Annotated in this window: 17 protein-coding genes; 11 read left to right on the top strand and 6 right to left on the bottom strand. The window is 44.9% G+C overall.

Features of this window, described 5'->3' with window-relative positions; genetic code table 11:
- Nucleotides 1–2: 2 nt before the first annotated feature.
- Both AAY47_RS10515 and AAY47_RS10510 read right to left on the bottom strand, forming a co-directional pair.
- Nucleotides 3–1,304 (bottom strand): TRAP transporter large permease, encoded by a 1,302-nt coding sequence (locus tag AAY47_RS10515; protein WP_047769614.1) that lies wholly within the window; start codon nucleotides 1,302–1,304, stop codon nucleotides 3–5.
- Between the two features lie 24 nt (nucleotides 1,305–1,328).
- Entirely contained in the window at nucleotides 1,329–1,835 is a 507-nt protein-coding gene (locus AAY47_RS10510; RefSeq protein ID WP_047769612.1) for a TRAP transporter small permease, read from the bottom strand.
- Nucleotides 1,836–2,097: 262 nt separating this feature from the next.
- Here AAY47_RS10510 and AAY47_RS10505 point away from each other — a divergent pair, with 262 nt between their 5' ends.
- Both AAY47_RS10505 and AAY47_RS10500 read left to right on the top strand, forming a co-directional pair.
- Nucleotides 2,098–3,090 carry a TRAP transporter substrate-binding protein gene (locus AAY47_RS10505; RefSeq protein ID WP_047769610.1) on the top strand — a complete coding sequence of 331 codons (993 nt, stop codon included), beginning with the start codon at nucleotides 2,098–2,100 and terminating at the stop codon, nucleotides 3,088–3,090.
- 120 nt (nucleotides 3,091–3,210) lie between these two features.
- Entirely contained in the window at nucleotides 3,211–3,960 is a 750-nt protein-coding gene (locus tag AAY47_RS10500) for an FCD domain-containing protein (protein WP_047769608.1), read from the top strand.
- A 101-nt stretch (nucleotides 3,961–4,061) separates the two neighbouring features.
- Here the strand turns inward: AAY47_RS10500 and pyrB are convergent, their stop codons facing one another.
- The 4 genes from pyrB to AAY47_RS10475 form a co-directional block, all read right to left on the bottom strand.
- Nucleotides 4,062–5,003 (bottom strand): aspartate carbamoyltransferase, encoded by a 942-nt coding sequence (gene pyrB, locus AAY47_RS10495; RefSeq protein WP_047769606.1) that lies wholly within the window; start codon nucleotides 5,001–5,003, stop codon nucleotides 4,062–4,064.
- 295 nt (nucleotides 5,004–5,298) lie between these two features.
- Entirely contained in the window at nucleotides 5,299–5,427 is a 129-nt protein-coding gene (locus AAY47_RS23055; RefSeq protein WP_255334811.1) for a hypothetical protein, read from the bottom strand.
- 202 nt (nucleotides 5,428–5,629) lie between these two features.
- Nucleotides 5,630–6,619 carry a D-cysteine desulfhydrase gene (locus AAY47_RS10480; protein WP_047769603.1) on the bottom strand — a complete coding sequence of 330 codons (990 nt, stop codon included), beginning with the start codon at nucleotides 6,617–6,619 and terminating at the stop codon, nucleotides 5,630–5,632.
- A gap of 22 nt (nucleotides 6,620–6,641) precedes the next feature.
- Entirely contained in the window at nucleotides 6,642–8,066 is a 1,425-nt protein-coding gene (locus AAY47_RS10475) for a Na+/H+ antiporter NhaC family protein (protein ID WP_047769601.1), read from the bottom strand.
- 133 nt (nucleotides 8,067–8,199) lie between these two features.
- On the opposite strand from AAY47_RS10475, the gene AAY47_RS23290 reads away from it, so the two are divergent.
- The 9 genes from AAY47_RS23290 (at nucleotide 8,200) to AAY47_RS10435 (ending at nucleotide 17,453) form a co-directional block, all read left to right on the top strand.
- Nucleotides 8,200–8,328, top strand: a complete 129-nt coding sequence (locus AAY47_RS23290) for a helix-turn-helix domain-containing protein (protein ID WP_369813309.1) — start codon at nucleotides 8,200–8,202, stop codon at nucleotides 8,326–8,328.
- A 421-nt stretch (nucleotides 8,329–8,749) separates the two neighbouring features.
- Nucleotides 8,750–9,865 (top strand): spermidine/putrescine ABC transporter ATP-binding protein PotA, encoded by a 1,116-nt coding sequence (gene potA / locus AAY47_RS10470; RefSeq protein ID WP_047769599.1) that lies wholly within the window; start codon nucleotides 8,750–8,752, stop codon nucleotides 9,863–9,865.
- The gene (gene potB, locus AAY47_RS10465) at nucleotides 9,849–10,709 is read left to right on the top strand and encodes a spermidine/putrescine ABC transporter permease PotB (protein ID WP_047769597.1); all 861 of its coding nucleotides are present in this window, start codon (nucleotides 9,849–9,851) and stop codon (nucleotides 10,707–10,709) included. The genes potA and potB overlap by 17 nt, the downstream gene beginning before the upstream one ends.
- Nucleotides 10,706–11,485 carry a spermidine/putrescine ABC transporter permease PotC gene (gene potC, locus AAY47_RS10460; protein ID WP_047769595.1) on the top strand — a complete coding sequence of 260 codons (780 nt, stop codon included), beginning with the start codon at nucleotides 10,706–10,708 and terminating at the stop codon, nucleotides 11,483–11,485. Before potB ends, potC begins: the two co-directional genes overlap by 4 nt.
- 192 nt (nucleotides 11,486–11,677) lie before the next feature.
- Nucleotides 11,678–12,730: a spermidine/putrescine ABC transporter substrate-binding protein PotD gene (gene potD, locus AAY47_RS10455; RefSeq protein WP_047769631.1), complete on the top strand. Its 1,053-nt coding sequence runs from the start codon at nucleotides 11,678–11,680 to the stop codon at nucleotides 12,728–12,730.
- 620 nt (nucleotides 12,731–13,350) lie between these two features.
- Entirely contained in the window at nucleotides 13,351–14,349 is a 999-nt protein-coding gene (locus AAY47_RS10450) for a 3-oxoacyl-[acyl-carrier-protein] synthase III C-terminal domain-containing protein (RefSeq protein WP_047769593.1), read from the top strand.
- Nucleotides 14,346–15,365: an NAD-dependent epimerase/dehydratase family protein gene (locus tag AAY47_RS10445; protein WP_047769591.1), complete on the top strand. Its 1,020-nt coding sequence runs from the start codon at nucleotides 14,346–14,348 to the stop codon at nucleotides 15,363–15,365. Before AAY47_RS10450 ends, AAY47_RS10445 begins: the two co-directional genes overlap by 4 nt.
- Nucleotides 15,358–16,164 carry an MBL fold metallo-hydrolase gene (locus AAY47_RS10440; protein ID WP_047769589.1) on the top strand — a complete coding sequence of 269 codons (807 nt, stop codon included), beginning with the start codon at nucleotides 15,358–15,360 and terminating at the stop codon, nucleotides 16,162–16,164. Before AAY47_RS10445 ends, AAY47_RS10440 begins: the two co-directional genes overlap by 8 nt.
- The gene (locus tag AAY47_RS10435) at nucleotides 16,161–17,453 is read left to right on the top strand and encodes a F390 synthetase-related protein (protein WP_047769588.1); all 1,293 of its coding nucleotides are present in this window, start codon (nucleotides 16,161–16,163) and stop codon (nucleotides 17,451–17,453) included. The genes AAY47_RS10440 and AAY47_RS10435 overlap by 4 nt, the downstream gene beginning before the upstream one ends.
- Nucleotides 17,454–17,571: the final 118 nt, after the last annotated feature.

The following is a 17,571-nucleotide window of genomic DNA, read 5'->3' as shown; positions in this document are numbered from 1 at the left end:
TATCACGCATTCAAGACTAATTCAGGTAACCACAAACTCAATTGCGGCAGGTATGTCACCAGCGCTAACGCCGAGATCAGCGCAATATACATCGGCAATAGTGGCTTCAGTACCTTATCAATACTCACTTCTCCTACAGAGCAACCCACAAATAACGCGCTGCCTACGGGCGGCGTACAAATCCCAATAGCCAAATTAAACGTCATGATGATGCCAAAATGTACAGGATCAATCCCTATGCTCATGGCAACGGGTAAAAAAATCGGCGTGAAGATCAAAATGGCAGGTGTCATATCCATAAAGATCCCCACAATCAGCAGGATGATATTAATGACGAGCAAAATGGTCAGCGGATTATCAGAAACCGCCATCAACGTATCGGCAATCAGATAGGGCAGGTCAGCATTGGCCATCGCCCAGGACATGCCCATTGATACGCCAATCAACAGCAAAACAATAGATGTGGTAACCGCAGAATCAAGAATAATTTTGGGCAGTTGTTTGAGACTCACTTCACGATAAATCACCACCGCGAGAATAAAACTGTAGAGAACGGCAATGGCTGAGGCTTCTGTCGCCGTGAAGATCCCCGCAATAATTCCGCCCATAATCACCACAACCAACATTAATGACGGTATCGCTTTCCACGCTGTAGCAAAAAATTCGCGCCACGTTGGCCGGGCTGCGACAGGATAGCGCTTCCTCTTGGCAATAATGGCAGACACAATCATGAGTGAAACGCCCATAATAATGCCAGGGATATAACCCGCTAAAAACAAGGCAGCAATAGAGGTTCCCCCTGAAACCAACGAGTACACAATCAAGGTATTGCTGGGTGGGATCAGCAAACCAGAAGGGCAAGAAGCGATGTTCACAGCAGCAGACAGATGAGGATCGTATCCTTCTTTTCGCTGCATCGGCGCCATTGTTCCCCCGACCGCAGCCGCAGATGCCACTGCCGAGCCTGAAATTGCCCCGAACAGCATGTTCGCCATGATATTGACGTGCATTAATGATCCCGGCAAACGGCCGCCGATCATCTTAGCCAGATTGATCAAACGTGCAGCTATCCCACCCTGGTTCATAATATTTCCGGCCAGGATAAAGAACGGGATCGCCAATAGAGAGAAGTTATCGACCCCCGCCGCCATACGTTGTGCCACAACCGTGATCGCAGACTCCAGCGGCAATGTCATCGTAATAGCGACTAACGAAGATAAGCCGATAGCAAAAGAAACGGGGATACTCAACGCCAGTAATATTGCAAATGTGCCAAAGAGTGCGGCAATGATATACCAATCCATACTCTGACCTCTTATTTCCACAAGTTAATGATTCTCAGACACAACGGGGGGTTGACCAGAAAAATGCTGAACAATCGAGATCACATCAACCAGCGCATAGAAAATCATCAATATTCCGCTAATCGGCAAACATAAATAGATGTATCCCATCTTCCAGCCTAATACAGGTGTGATTTGACCATTTTCCAGTGTCGATGCAACAAGCAGGCTGCCACCATAAAGCAGCACAATGGCAGAAAATATAATAATGGCTGCCTGAATAATCAGGCCGATAATACTTTTTTTGACTCCGGTTAATTTCATCATCAGCAAATCGATAGCAAGATGGCGATGCTGGCCGGTGGTATAGGCAGCGCCAATCATTGCGACCCACATAAACAGATAACGTGCTAATTCATCTGTCTCGGTGCTCGGTGCCTCTAAGACATAGCGTGAAATGACCTGCCACGACACACATAAAACCAAGAAGGTCAGCAGGCAGACGGTAAAAAATGCCAAACTTTTATTGGTCATCGCTACAAGGTTTTTCATTTATCTGATCCCTGTCATTTTGGTTTACCAATTAAAACCCACACAGGAATGAGAATCTATACTGATTGCACTAAAGACCTTGAAATAATGTCTTAAAAGAGGGTGAGATAGATCACAAATACAAAAAGGTCAACCAATAATGCCATTTTTTGCGAGTAAGATCGACCAATTGCATTTTGCCCTTTGCCCAATAAATCAGTTCTGATTATTGTTTGTCCACAGAAAATAACAACAATCGACCTTCACCTCTGGAGAACCAAACATGCAGAACACCAAACGACAAGTTTCAGGTATAGCAAGCATAGCGGCTGGTATCATGTTTATGCTGGGAGCATCCCCGGCTTTTGCTGCGACAACACTGAAACTCAGCCATAACCAGAACCGAAACCATGCTGTCCATAAGGCCATGACCGAGTTCGCTAACGAAGTAGAAGAAAAAACTAACGGGGAAGTTCGTATTCGCATCTATTCTGATTCTCAATTGGGCAACCAGCGTGAATCCATCGAATTGATGCAAAACGGCGCTCTGGATATTGCTAAATCCAACGCGGCAGAATTAGAAGCCTTCTCGCCAGCTTATTCCATTTTTAACCTGCCCTATTTATTCCGCGATAAAAAGCACTATCAACACGTCATCAATAGCGATATCGGTAAAGAAATCCTCGATTCAAGCCAAAACATGGGGTTTATTGGTCTTACTTACTATGATGCGGGCGCACGCAGTTTTTATGCGAAAAAACCGATTAGCACACCTGAAGATCTAAAGGGTTTGAAAATTCGCGTACAACCCAGCCCAACCGCCATTGCGATGGTAAAAGGGTTGGGAGGAAATCCAACGCCACTCGCCTACGGTGAACTCTATACCGCATTGCAACAAGGGGTTGTGGATGCCGCAGAGAACAACATTACTTCTTTTACGTTAAGCCGTCATAATGAAGTGGCAAAATTCTTTTCGCTGGATGAGCATGCGATGATCCCTGATGTCCTGTTAATATCGAACAAGTCATTGAATAAGTTAGCCACTGAACAGCAAGAGATTGTGAAAAAAGCAGCACTGAACTCCTCAAAATACATGATTCAACTGTGGGAACAATCAGAAAAGGAAGAACGTGCTAAAGCAGAAAAGCAAGGGGTTGAATTTATTGCCGTCGATAAAACCCGCTTTCAGGATGCGGTCAAACCCATGTATGACGATCTTGCTAAGATCCAACCGGAATTATTCGAAATGGTTAGTCGAGTGCGTAAATTAGAATAATTTTCTCTCAAAACCACCTATTGTAACAAGAATAGGTGGTTATATTTCTGGCATTGATGTCTTAGAATAACATCATTTTTAGTCGATCCATTTGAGTATATGAACTTACGGCGGCATTAAATGATGAACCTTGCAGACTCCAGACGTCCCTATCACGAAGTAGCCCAATCATTACGTCAGATGATGATAGAGATGGATTATTCTCCCGGTGATCGTCTACCGACAGAGCGTGAAATTGCAGAAAAATTCAGCGTTTCGCGCACACTTGTTCGTGAAGCGTTAATTGTACTGGAATTGGAAAACCTCATTGAAGTACGCAAAAGCTCAGGTATTTATCTCCTCCGACGGCCACGCACCTATTCAAACGATACCACCATCAATGCCGCAGGGCCTTTTGAGTTGTTACAGGCGCGCCAATTATTGGAAAGTAATATCGCTGAATTTGCCGCGCTCCAGGTGACTCCCGCCGATATTGCCAATATGCGCAAGGCATTGGAAAAAGAGAAAAATGATCTGATTTCGGGAGACAGTGAATCCGGTGACAGGGAGTTTCATTTAGCCATCGCGCTGGCAACGCATAACAGTATGTTAGTTGAATTGCTTAAACAGTCCTGGGCGTGGCGTGAAAATAATCCCATGTGGGTGAAACTGCATAGCCGAATTACCAATACTGATTACCGTAAAGCGTGGTTGAATGATCATCAGACCATTTTGGCAGCGATGATCAAAAAAGATCCCGCCGCAGCGAAGCAAACGATGTGGCAACACTTAGAAAACGTGAAACAGAGTTTGCTGGCGTTGTCAGATGTGGATGACCCGAATTTTGACGGGTATTTGTTTGAATCGTATCCGGTGGGAATTGGGAAGTGAGTTTTGGGGGATTGGGGAAATCATCTCATTGTTAGTTATCGTTTTTCAAGTTGCAGCGCTGTTGGCTGCACCTTGAAGTTGGATTGGTATAGATAGTTTTCTTAGCGGGCTATAACAACATCTTCATTCAATACCAGCGACAATAATGCCTGACGGGCAAAAATGCCATTTCCTGCTTGCTGGAAGTAGTAAGCATATGGCGTTTTATCGACATCTCCCATAATTTCATCAATACGTGGCAGCGGGTGCAGTACTTTCAGGTTTTCTTTAACATTCACCAGATCCGCCGCGCGCAGGACAAACTGAGCTTTGATATTGGCATATTCTGAAGGGTCAAGACGCTCTTTCTGGACACGGGTCATATACAGAATATCCAGTTCGGGCAGCACATCTTCAAAGTTATTGTGGAGGCTGTAACTCACCTGTTTTTCTTCCAGCATATGCAGGATATAGCTTGGCATTGCAAGTGCATCTGGCGCAATAAAACAGAAATGGTTGCCGTTAAATTTCGCCAGCGCTTGTGTCAGTGAATGAACGGTACGGCCATATTTCAAATCACCGACCATCGCAATTTTCAGGTTTTCCAGCCTGCCCTGAGTTTCCTGAATGGTGAACAGGTCGAGCAACGTCTGGGTCGGATGCTGGTTTGCGCCATCGCCAGCGTTGATAACAGGGATAGGGCCGGAAAACTCAGAAGCCAATCGTGCCGCACCTTCCTGTGGGTGACGCATGACGATGGCATCGGCGTATTGGCTGATAATGGAAATGGTATCAGCCAACGTTTCTCCCTTTTTACCCAATGAAGTATTACTACTGTCAGCGAAGCCCACGACGGCAGCGCCGAGTCGCTGAATGGCGGTCTCGAAAGAGAGACGGGTACGTGTGGAGGCTTCAAAGAAGCAACTCGCTATCACCTTGTGTTTCAGTAAATCAGTCTGTGGATTGGCTTTTAATGCAGCGGCCGTCTGCAATACCAGTTCCAGATCTGCACGGCTCAGATCATTAATTGAAATGATATGCTTGCGATATAACGGATTAGCCATGGTTACGTTCCTCTTTTATGACTTCTAGACTTGGACTGGTCAGGCAAAAAAAAGCCCCTCAACTGAGGGGCTTTTTTAATGTTCGGTTAAGCAATGGGAAAAACAACGCGCTTACGCTGCCAGCAGACAGTGTCTCGTTAGCTTGGTGTTTTGTTACAGCCTTTACAGCGCAATCTTTCATGTTTTCTCCCGGCAAATCGTCGCGCATTATACTCACGATAGCATTCATCGCAAAGATTGCGGGCAGAAATTTTTCAATGAATGGTCAGGTTAAATCGCCTGCATAATGATGTGATTATTCGTTTCGGTCCCCTAAACTGACCGCCATTCTGTTAAGGGCATTCATTAAGGCGATCGTTGCTGTCAGGTCAACAATCTCTTTTTCGGTGAAAACAGCATCCAGGCGTTCTTTAATCTTATCCAAGATACTTTGTCTGGGATTTGTTGTTAAGGCTTCGCACCATTCTAATGCCAGTTTATCGCGTATAGAAAGATAGCCAATTTAACCTGAAAAAAAATCACCAAGATTAGATGAAAATAAAATCAGTGATTTTGCTAAGTGTGAGCCAAAAAATCTCACTAAACTGGAAAAAACAGCTAAAAAGAGAGCTGTTTTTTCTGTAAAATTAGATTGCGCTTATCGAAGAATAAGAAAACAATGCAGGAGCACCACCAGTATGAACAAAAAGCAATGGTTTCTGACTTTCGATGGTGTTATTCAGTACATTATCAATTAATCCCGCCATCGCTTTTCCGGTATAGACGGGATCTAATAAAATACCCTCTTTTTGTGCCAGTAGCGTAATGGCGTCTAATCCTGATTTATTTGGCATGCCATACATGGGAGCGAAATAATTATCCCACAAAAGAATATCTGGGCAGGTTGTTTGGCCTAAGAGCGCGCTGATCTCTTGCTGCAATTGACTTACTTTTGGCGCTTGCTCGGCGGTAACACGTGAGACGGTAACGCCAATAACCGGTGTCTGCGGTAGTACAGAATGTAACCCGACAGCCAACCCTGCATGTGTACCCGCGCTTCCAGAGGCGACAATCACGGCGGCAAACTCCACCTCTTTCGGGCGCTGCTCGGCTATTTCTAATGCACAACGCACATAACCCAATGAACCCAGAGCATTGGAACCCCCGACAGGCACAATATAGGCATCTTCGAGATTGAGTTGATCAACCAATTCTTCCATTTGCCTGTTTGGATCGGTCAATTCATCACACATGACGCATTGGGGATTGAATAATTCCGTCAGTAATTTATTGCCATTATTGAGAAAATTACTGTCCTGATTTTGAATGGGATTTTCTAATAAAGCGACGCATTTTAGACCATACTTCGCCGCCATAGCGGCTGTTTGCCGGACGTGATTTGATTGAATTGCGCCAGCGGTAACAATAACTTTAGCCTTTTTTTGTAATGCGTCAGCAATAAGATACTCCAGTTTACGTAATTTATTCCCACCCATCACCAGGGGGGTTAAATCATCTCTCTTAATATAAATATCGCGTCCTAAGTAGTGGGATAAATTTTCCAATTTATCCATCATAGTGGCCGTTTTAAGTAAATCAATCCGGGCAAATTTTGCCAAATTTTCTGTTAAAGACATATTATCCTCAGCGGATGGTAAATTAATAAGTAAGGCCTAAATAGAAATAGATAGCGAGGGTGAAACTTGCAGTAACCAACGCGTATGGCATTTGAGTCCGAATATGTTCAATATGGTCACAATCTGTTGCCATTGATGCAACGATAGCATCGCTGGAAATTGGCGATGTCATATCACCAAAAATGGAACCCGCAATTGCGGCACCGATCATATATTCAGGAGGCATACCCACTGAAATGCCTAGCTGTACCCCAATGGGGATCATCATTGCGAATGTCCCCCATGAGGTGCCTGTTGCTAATGACATGATGGAACTAATCAGAAAAATAAAGCCGATGGAAAAACCCGCCGGAATGATGCCAGACGTTATTTGTGCAATATACGCACCGGTATTTAAATCAGCGGAAACGTTACCCATTAAGAATGCCAATACCATGACAGAGCTTATTTTTATCATGCTGGCATAACCAATATAAAGCTCTTTAAAAAAGCTTTCGATGGTTAAAACACGGCGTAATAAGAACCAGAAAAAAGAGATCGTGGTTCCAAATATAACACTCCAATAGATAGAGGTTGAACCGCTGCCCTTACTAAAATCACCATCACCTGTGATATAGAGAGCAACAGGGAGCATTAATACCGTCGATAAAATAGGAATAAAAAAGTTTAATGAAGTATGGCTATTAGGGTGTTCAATAACATCTTCACTATCTTCATTGTGTTTATCTTCAATATCACTATTTAAATGGTCATATAAGGCCCGCATTTCTGCGGTTTTCATTGGTCCCCAGGAAACATTAGAGAAAATATAAAATAAGACAGAAGCCAGAGATAACCAAGCCATAATATTATAAACCATAGAGCCAGCCAGGATATCGAATGGCTCCCCGCTGATTAACCCCCTGGAAATCTGTACACCGATGACGCCCATCATTGCGGCACCCCAACCGTTAATCATGGCAGAAGAACAGACAGAAACACAGGATGTCTGGATAATGTAAGACATTTTTTCTGGTGGGATACCGTAGTTTTTAGCTAATTTCTTGGTTGATGCTCCAGCAATTAATTGGTTAATTGAGCTTTCAATAAAAATTAATGATGTAATGATCATTGCTAAGAACTGAACAGATTTTTTATTTTTAATAAGTTGTGTTTTGTTCGTAAGTAAACGAACTAAAGATCGCACGCCGCCTGTAACAACCACAAGCCGCATTATGCCACCAATCATCAACATAAAAATAATGGTTTTTGTATTGCCTGAGGAGGAAAAGGTATCAATAATACCTTCACTAGTCCCTTGTATACCTGAAATAATATTATGGTCATTAATGACAGTAAAACCCACTAATATACCGAGTAGTAGTGACAAAATAACCTGGCGTGTAAATATAGCTAAAATAATTGTGACAACAGGGGTAATGATGGTCCAAATACCGTAATCATTCATTTTTTACTCACCTTATTTTCTTGTTATTTTTTATATTAAGCCTGAATCCATATAATAACTGCAATGCTCGAAAGAAAATTAGGACAAGGAATCGTTACCGATAAAATCTTCATTTGTCCGACCAAAGACGAGTGTGAGAAACGTGTATTATCAGCAGCTAACTGAAGGTCAAAGATACCAGATTGAGATTCTTTTTAAAGCAAAATTCAGTCTCACTGAAATTGCCCCGCGAATGGGGTTTCATGAGTCCACGCTAAGTTAACCTATTATAAGTTAACCTATTAAGTGTAAGCAGTGTTGGTAAAACCCGCTGGAAGGGCGGGAAATGTAAAGCTGGCCGCAGCCTGATCCCGAATCGGGAGGATACCTGCCTGAATTCATTGGAAAACAAAAGTATTTTTTTGTTTCAAAAATATCCGATATGAAACTATTTCCATCTGGTACAATTCGGTGCAAAATAAGACACGCGATGACCATTCATAAAATAGTCATAAAAAATGACATATTGTTATTGTTTCGGCTTTCAATTTGGGCGTACTGCGTTTATGATGCGCGCTTCGTAATTTCAACCGGCGCCACTGGCTTTGAGCTTTAGCGGAGAAATGATGCCTTCTGCTAGCTAACACAGTCTTTTCCCGTGGCGGTTCTATCTGCATTATTCCAAGGGATAGATGATAGCATAAATGACTGAGAACACCTCTCTGACACCACTCGTTGAACTGAAAGCCTTGAGTAAGGGCTTCGACGGTAAACAAGTTATTTCACAGCTCGATCTGACAATCAATGATGGCGAGTTCTTGACCATTCTTGGGCCATCCGGTTGTGGCAAAACTACAGTACTCCGCCTGATTGCCGGGCTGGAAGATGCAGACAGCGGCAAAATTTTACTGGAAGGGCAGGATATTACTGATATTCCCGCCGAGCACCGTCACGTTAATACGGTTTTCCAAAGTTATGCCCTGTTCCCCCACATGACCGTATTTGAAAATGTCGCTTTTGGACTTCGGATGCAGAAAACACCGGAAAAAGAGATTGCTCCGCGTGTTGAGGAAGCACTGCGCATGGTGCAGCTTGAAGAGTTTGCCCAGCGTAAACCTGTCCAGCTTTCCGGCGGCCAACAGCAACGTGTGGCGATTGCCCGTGCGGTTGTCAATAAACCGAAAGTCTTGCTGCTGGATGAATCACTCTCCGCGCTCGATTACAAGTTGCGCAAGCAGATGCAAAATGAGCTAAAGGCGCTCCAGCGTAAGCTCGGCATCACCTTTATCTTCGTGACCCACGATCAGGAAGAAGCTCTGGTCATGTCAGACCGCATCGTGGTTATGCGGAACGGTCGCATTGAACAGGATGGCTCTCCGCGTGAGATTTATGAAGAGCCGAAAAACCTGTTTGTTGCCCGCTTTATCGGCGAAATCAATATCTTTGATGCTGAAGTGCTGCATCGTATTGATGATCAACGGATACGCGCCAATGTCGAAGGCCATGAATGTGATATTTTCACCTCGCTGCCCGTGACGGTGGGGCAAACGTTGAAAGTCTTACTGCGCCCGGAAGATCTGCGCGTGGAAGAGATCAACAACGGTGAGCAGGTATCGGGGCTGATTGGTTATGTCCGTGAGCGTAACTACAAGGGCATGACGTTGGATTCCGTGGTCGAAATGGAAAATGGCAAGATGGTCATGGTCAGTGAATTCTTCAACGAAGATGATCCGGACGTTGACCATTCCCTGAACCAGAAGATTGCCGTCACTTGGGTAGAAAGCTGGGAGGTTGTGCTGGTCGATGAAGAAGACGCGTAAACTATTCCAGAATATCGTCATTACGGGCATCGTATCCTGGCTGATGCTGTTCGTCTTTTTGCCGAACCTGATGATCATCGGAACCAGCTTCCTGACCCGTGATGATGCCAATTTAGTGCAGATGGTATTCTCGCTGGATAACTATAGCCGATTGTTCGATCCGCTGTATGCCGAGGTGCTGCTGCATTCGCTGAATATGGCGATTATAGCGACGTTGTGCTGTCTGGTGATTGGCTATCCGTTCGCTTTTTTCCTGACTCGTATGCCAAAGAAACAGCGTTCGCTGATGCTATTCCTGTTGATCGTGCCGTTCTGGACGAACTCGTTAATCCGTATTTATGGCTTGAAGATGTTTCTCAGTACCCGTGGGTATTTGAATGATTTTCTGCTGTGGATAGGCATTACCGATAAACCCTTTCGCATCATGTATACCCCCGAAGCGGTTGTGCTGGGGCTGGTTTACATCTTGTTGCCGTTTATGGTGATGCCGCTCTATTCCAGCATTGAAAAGCTGGATAAACCTTGCCTGGAAGCGGCACGCGATTTGGGTGCGGGGAAATTGCAGACCTTTATCCGCATCATTGTGCCATTGACCATGCCGGGCATTATCGCCGGTTGTTTGCTGGTATTGCTGCCCGCGATGGGGCTGTTCTACGTAGCTGATTTGATGGGTGGGGCGAAGAACCTGCTGATCGGTAATGTGATTAAGAGCCAATTCCTCAATATCCGCGACTGGCCGTTTGGGGCGGCGACCAGCATCTGTTTGACGCTGGTCATGGGATTGATGTTACTGGTTTATTATCGTGCGGCTAAGTTGCTGAACAAGAAGGTGGAACTGGAATGATCGGACGCCTGTTGCGCGGTGGCTTCATGACCATCGTTTACGCTTACCTGTATATCCCGATGATTATTCTGCTGGTCAGCTCGTTTAACCAATCACGCTTTGGCATTAGCTGGCAGGGTTTTACCACTGAATGGTATAGCCTGCTGTTCGCTAATGACAGTCTGGTTCAAGCGGCAGGCCATTCCCTGACGATGGCGGTAACGTCCGCCACGTTTGCCACCTTAATTGGCTCCCTGACGGCGGTCGCTCTGTATCGTTACTCATTCCGAGGCAAAAAGTTTGTTGGCGGTATGCTGTTCGTCGTGATGATGTCGCCGGATATCGTGATGGCAATCTCTTTGTTGGTACTGTTTATGCTGCTCGGCGTTTCACTGGGATTCTGGTCACTGCTGTTTTCGCATATCACCTTCTGCTTGCCGTTTGTGGTGATAACGGTTTACTCCCGCCTGAAAGATTTCGATGTCAAGATGCTGGAAGCGGCGCGTGATTTGGGCGCGGGTGAATTGACTATCCTGCGAAAAATCATCCTGCCGCTGGCGATGCCGGCGGTGATGGCGGGTTGGTTACTGAGCTTTACCTTATCGATGGATGATGTGGTGGTTTCCTCATTCGTGACAGGGCCAAGCTATGAGATTTTGCCACTTAAGATCTATTCAATGGTAAAAGTGGGAATTTCGCCGGAAGTGAACGCATTAGCAACGATTTTGTTACTTATGTCGTTGGTTTTGGTGCTGATTAGCCAATTTGTGATGCGTGATCGCACAGGGAAATCTTAATCTTCTTTTAAGCGTGGTTGCGGATTGGCCACGCTTTTCTTTCATATTACACCGTTTCAGCAAGAAATAAGTTGCTTTACCCCATTAAATGTCACTTTTATAATAGCCCCCTTTTCGGGGATAGGTTCACACCGAACCTATATATGATACTAACGCACCAACTGCGAGGGGAAACATGACATGAAAAACAACATGAAAAAGTGGTTCTGTCTGTTAGCCGCTGGGATGATGGCATTAAGCATTGGTTCGGTGAATGCCGCTGCCGCTGATGATGGCAAAACGCTGTATTTTTACAACTGGACTGAATATGTTCCGCCTGGTTTGCTCAACCAGTTCACCAAAGAGACTGGGATTAAGGTGATTTATTCCACCTATGAATCCAATGAGAGCATGTACACCAAGCTGAAAACTTATAAAGACGGCGCTTATGATTTAGTGGTTCCATCCACTTACTTTATCTCAAAGATGAGTAAAGAAGGGATGTTGCGAAAAATCGATACCCGTAAATTGAGCAACTTCCATAACCTTGATCCTAACCTGCTTCATAAGTCTTTTGACCCGAATAACGATTACTCTATCCCTTATATTTGGGGGGCAACGGCGATTGGCGTCAATGGCGATAATATTGATCCCAAGTCTCTCTCTTCCTGGGCTGATCTTTGGAAACCAGAGTACAAAAACAGTTTAGTACTGACTGACGATGCGCGTGAAGTTTTCCAGATGGCGTTGCTGAAATTGGGCTATTCCGGTAATACCTCTGATCCGAAAGAGATTGAAGCGGCTTATCAGGAACTGAGAAAACTGATGCCAAATGTACTGGCATTTAACTCTGATAACCCTGCCAACCCATTTATGGAAGGCGAAGCGGATATCGGTATGATGTGGAACGGCTCTGCTTATGTTGCGCGTCAGGCTGGTACACCGGTTGAGATTATTTGGCCGAAAGAGGGCGGGATTTTCTGGATGGACAGTTTGGCTATTCCAGCGAATGCTAAAAATGTCGATGGTGCGATGAAATTGATCAATTTCTTGTTGCGTCCGGAAATTGCGGCACAGGTTGCCGAGAAAATTGGCTACCCAACCCCGAATCTGGAAGCGAGAAAATTACTGCCGAAATCGATGACAGAAGATAAATCGCTGTACCCAGATGCCGCCGAGATCAAAAAAGGCGAATGGCAGAGTGATGTTGGTAACGCCAATATCCTGTACGAAGAGTACTTTCAAAAACTGAAAGCCAGCCAGTGATCTGGCATCACCTTGAATGATGGGGGAGCTTTGGCTCCCCTTTTTAATCTACTTGAAGTCTGTACGCGATAAACGTCAAGTTGCAATCCGTAAGACGACGCGAGGCCTTATATTTCACTGCTGTGCGGGGAAATATAACACGCATCCTGAAGTTGGATTGGTATATTAGTGGATTACTATTTTTTTGTTTTAAGATAAATTAAGAAGATTAAATTAATACTTATTTGGAACTCTCAAGACTTCTATCTTTATATAGTTAACCAATGAAATAAAAACCAAAGGCAATTATTTCTATTAATTAAATAAAATTTATTTATTTGTCAATTAACATTGATTTTTGTTTTACATAGAAGCAACAAATATCATCATTAAATCTCATAACATGCTTTCTTCATTAAAAAAAGTTCATCATATTGAAATGATGAACTGAAAAAACTTTCTATTTTTCATATGGCTGCATTTAATATTTCAATTTAATAATATGATGTATCATAAATATATACTTCCTGTTTAATCAGCTATCTGATAAATATTTATTTATTCTCTCCCTAATCAGAATTAACTTCATATTCTGACAATAAAATTAAACAAAAAATTAACATCTGGAAGTAATAAAAAAAATGAAAAGTTCAAATGAATTGATCCCATTAAAGATCATTGCGTCTGGTATTGCTTTACCAGAAAAAAAAGTGTATTCATCCGATTTAGATTTGAAACTCAATAAACCAAAGGGTTTTGTCGAAAAACATTCTGGAATAGAGTATCGTTATCATTCTGATTATGCAGCATCACCGGCTAAATTAGCCTCAGATGCATTGCATAATACGTTAGAAACACATCAAATCTCGCCAGATTCAATTGATCTGCTGATTTCAGCTTCTGCTATCCCGATTCAAGCCTTACCTTATTCCGCCGCACATATTTTAAAAGAGAGTCGATTAAAGGCAGGAACGGCCTGTTTTGATATTAATGCTAGCTGTGTGAGTTTTATCTCTGCGCTGAGTGTGGCGGGTGGATTATTGTCAACCCGGCAGTATCGGCGGATTGCCATTGTCTGCTCAGAAATGGCTTCCCGTGGCATTGACTGGTCACATCAGGAGTCTTCGCTGATTTTTGGTGATGGGGCGGCGTGTATGATCGTCGAAAGAGGGGATGGGCAAAGCGGGATTGTTACCTACAAACATGAAACCTACCCGGAAGGCCTTGAATTATGTGAGATCCGGGCGGGTGGAACCCGTAAAAATCTGCGTACCGGCATGGAAGATAGCGATTTTCTGTTCCAGATGCAGGGTAAACCACTGTTTAAACTGACTGCCTCATTGATTGAAGAATTTACTGCACGTGTATTAGACAGTGCCAATCTTGCCATGTCCGATATTGATACCGTGATACCGCATCAGGCAAGCCATTTGGGATTGAAGCATATTCTCAAGCGACTGAATATCAAAAATGAGAGATTTGTGAATATCTATCGTTATCGCGGTAATCAGGTTGCGGCATCCATTCCAAGCGCACTGCATGAAGCCATTATGACAAATCGCTATTATGGCCGTGATTATGTGATGTTGCTTGGTACCGCGGCCGGGCTTTCATTAAGTGAGATGATCCTGATACCATGAAAATTCTTGTAACTGGCGCAACCAGTGGTTTAGGTCGTAATGCCGTTGATTACCTGTTATCCCGGGGAGAAACGGTGGTGGCAACCGGGCGTGACCCGCAGGCGGGAGCATTCTTGACTCAATTGGGCGCGGAGTTTCGTCGTGCTGAACTGGCGACGTTAACGGAGGATGACGCCCTCGCATTGATGTCAGATTGTGATGCCGTCTGGCATTGTGCCGCCAAATCCTCTCCCTGGGGTGATCCTGATGCGTTTGAACGTATCAACGTGGCGGCGACCTATACGTTAGCACAGGCAGCCGGAATAGGTGGTATCCGGCGCTTTATCCATATTTCTACTCCAGCCGTGTATTTTAATTTTTCCCACCAACAGCATGTTACCGAAAATCAGCGCAGCCAGTATTTCGCCAATGATTACGCCCGGACTAAGTTTCTGGCGGAAGAGAGCATACGCCAATTGTTTCCCCGCTATCCTGACACTACTTACATTATCCTGCGTCCCCGTGGATTATTTGGCCCGCATGACAGGGTATTGTTACCGCGTCTGATGGCTCAGGTTAAGGCCAGTAAAGGCGTGGTGGCTTTACCGGCCGGGGGAAGGAATGCGCTGGATCTCACTTACGTTATGAATGTTGTCCATGCTATGTCGTTGGCAACCCAGCGCGAAGGCGTACAAAGCGGGGCGATATATAACATTACCAATCAACAGCCACAGCCATTGGCAAAAACGCTGGGGCAGTTATTTGATGAGATGCAGTTTAGTTACCGGATCAAATCATTGCCTTATTCACTTTTGTATGCTGTTGCGGCAATTTTGGAAGGCATTGCCATGTTCACCCGAAAAGAGCCGTTGCTGACGCGTTATGGTATTGGCGCAGCTTATTACGCCATGACACTGGATAATTCAAAGGCGCAGGAAGAGCTGGGTTATTCGCCGATTTATACCATAGAGGAAGGCATTCATTTAACAGCCAATTGGCTAAAACAGGCAGACCAGCAAACGGGTTCACATGGTTAAAATACGTATTTTTGAAGTGGGCTATTGCACTCATTCCGGTTGCATGGCACTGAAAGGTGCCAGTCTTCGCGTATGCAAATTTCCAGCCCGTGCGTGGTTGCTGGCGTGTCATGATAAGCGTTGGCTACTTGATACCGGATACGCCAATCATTTTTACGATCATACCCGCAATGGGATTATTCGGTTATATCGCACGGTCACGCCGGTTTACTTTGACAGCAAAGACGCACTGGTGATGCAGCTCAAGGAAGAAGGTATTCAGGCACGTGATATTGATGGCATCATCATTTCTCACTTTCATGGTGATCATATTGCCGGATTACGGGATTTCCCGCAGTCTAAATTTATCTGTTCTGGGGAAGGTTGGCGGCAAACCCGTCATTTACGTGGGATCACCGCACTACGAAAAGCGTTTGTGCGGGGATTAGTCCCGGAAGATTTCGAATCCAGAGTCCGTTTTTATGAAGGATTTGAAACCAGCTCATTGCCGGAAGAATTAGCGGTATTGGGAGAAGGTTATGCCGTGCCAGGAAGTCAGAAACAGATCCTGATTGTTCCGCTGCCCGGTCATGCGGCCGGGCATCTTGGCCTTTGTGTATTGACTGAACAGGGTTGGGTATTGCTGGCGGGAGATGCTGCCTGGTCACCGACGAATTACCGTGAACTGCGCGGGCCTGCAAAGCTGGCGAATCTTATTATGGATGACAGCCGGGCTTATTACGAAACACTGAATAAGTTGCATCAAATTGACCAAAAACAGATCCCTATCCAGCTATGTCATGAGGGAGATTTGGAATGATATTGAAAACGCTTTGCTACTATTGGCGAGCCAAAAAACGGTGGAAATTTGCCAACCGACAGCAGCTCGAGCAGCATCAATTGAGAGAACTGGCGAGATTTAAGCATAGGGTTCTGGCGAAAAGCCCTTATTTTTCCTCATACGCTGATTTACCGTTAGTGGAATATCCGCTGATGAATAAAGCCATCATGATGGAAAATTTCGACCAGATGAATACAGCAGGTCTCAGGCGTGACGAGCTTTTGGCATGTGCGCGGTTGAGCGAACAGTCACGAGATTTCAAGCCAACAGTCGGCAAATTCAGCGTTGGCCTGTCATCAGGGACATCAGGGCAGCGGGGTATTTTTGTTGCCAGCCCGAAAGAGCGGAGCATTTGGGCAGGAATGATGCTTGCTAAGATGCTGCCAAATGGCTTATTTCACGGTGAACGGGTTGCGCTGTTTTTACGGGCGGGAAACACGCTCTACGATAGTGTCCAGAATCGTTGGATATCCTTCCGTTTTTTTGATTTGTTCGCTGACTTTAATCAGCAGGTGCAAGCGTTAGTAGAGTACAGGCCGACGATTATTGTGGCACCGGCTCAAGTATTGCGGGCGCTGGCATTGAAGATCCAGCAAGGTGAAGCCTCGTTGCCGCCGGTTAAAGTGATCTCGGTGGCAGAAGTGCTTGAGCCGCAAGATCGCCAACTGTTGCAGGCCGTATTCAGGGAGGTGGGAGAAATTTATCAGGCAACGGAAGGTTTTCTGGCGTGTACCTGCTCGCATGGGACGCTGCATCTTAATGAAGATTTTCTGCATATTGAGCCAAAATGGATAGATGAATCGCGTTTTAATCCGATTATTACCGATTTTACCCGAGAAACTCAGCCCATTGTGCGTTACCAGCTTGATGATATTTTGGTCGTGAAGAAAACCCCGTGTGCTTGTGGCAATCCGGCATTGGCGATAGAGCGTATAGAGGGGCGCAATGATGATCAGTTGATTTTACCTGCGCTTAATGGGGAAATGGTGAGTATTTTTGCTGATCCCTGTTCGCGGATCATCGCTAATACTCTGCCGCTAACGAGTGATTATCGGCTAACTCAGACTGAGTTGTTGCTGACATTGGAAGGGAATTGTGCCATTGAAGTACTCGGACAATGCCAGTCAGCGCTGTCAGACTATTTTGTCAAACAGGGGGTTGATATCGATAAAATTGAGTGGCAGTGCGTATCGCAGACGATCCTGCCGGATCTGTTTAATAAGCGCCGCCGGATTATCAGGAGGAAGGGAGAGTCCGGGGGAAGATAGCTTGGTTTAAGCGAGCGACATTGTGGGGACTTGCCATCAAATAGGCGATTTCATGTCTGATAGACAGCAGACGGATGAACCGTTCAGGGAAAAAATTTGATGTTTAAAGCCTGACCCG

The organism is Xenorhabdus griffiniae (assembly GCF_001028135.1).
Taxonomy (GTDB): Bacteria; Pseudomonadota; Gammaproteobacteria; order Enterobacterales; family Enterobacteriaceae; genus Xenorhabdus; species Xenorhabdus bakwenae.
The sequence above is the reverse complement of the archived record's forward strand: the minus strand, read 5'-3'. Positions and strand labels throughout refer to the sequence as shown.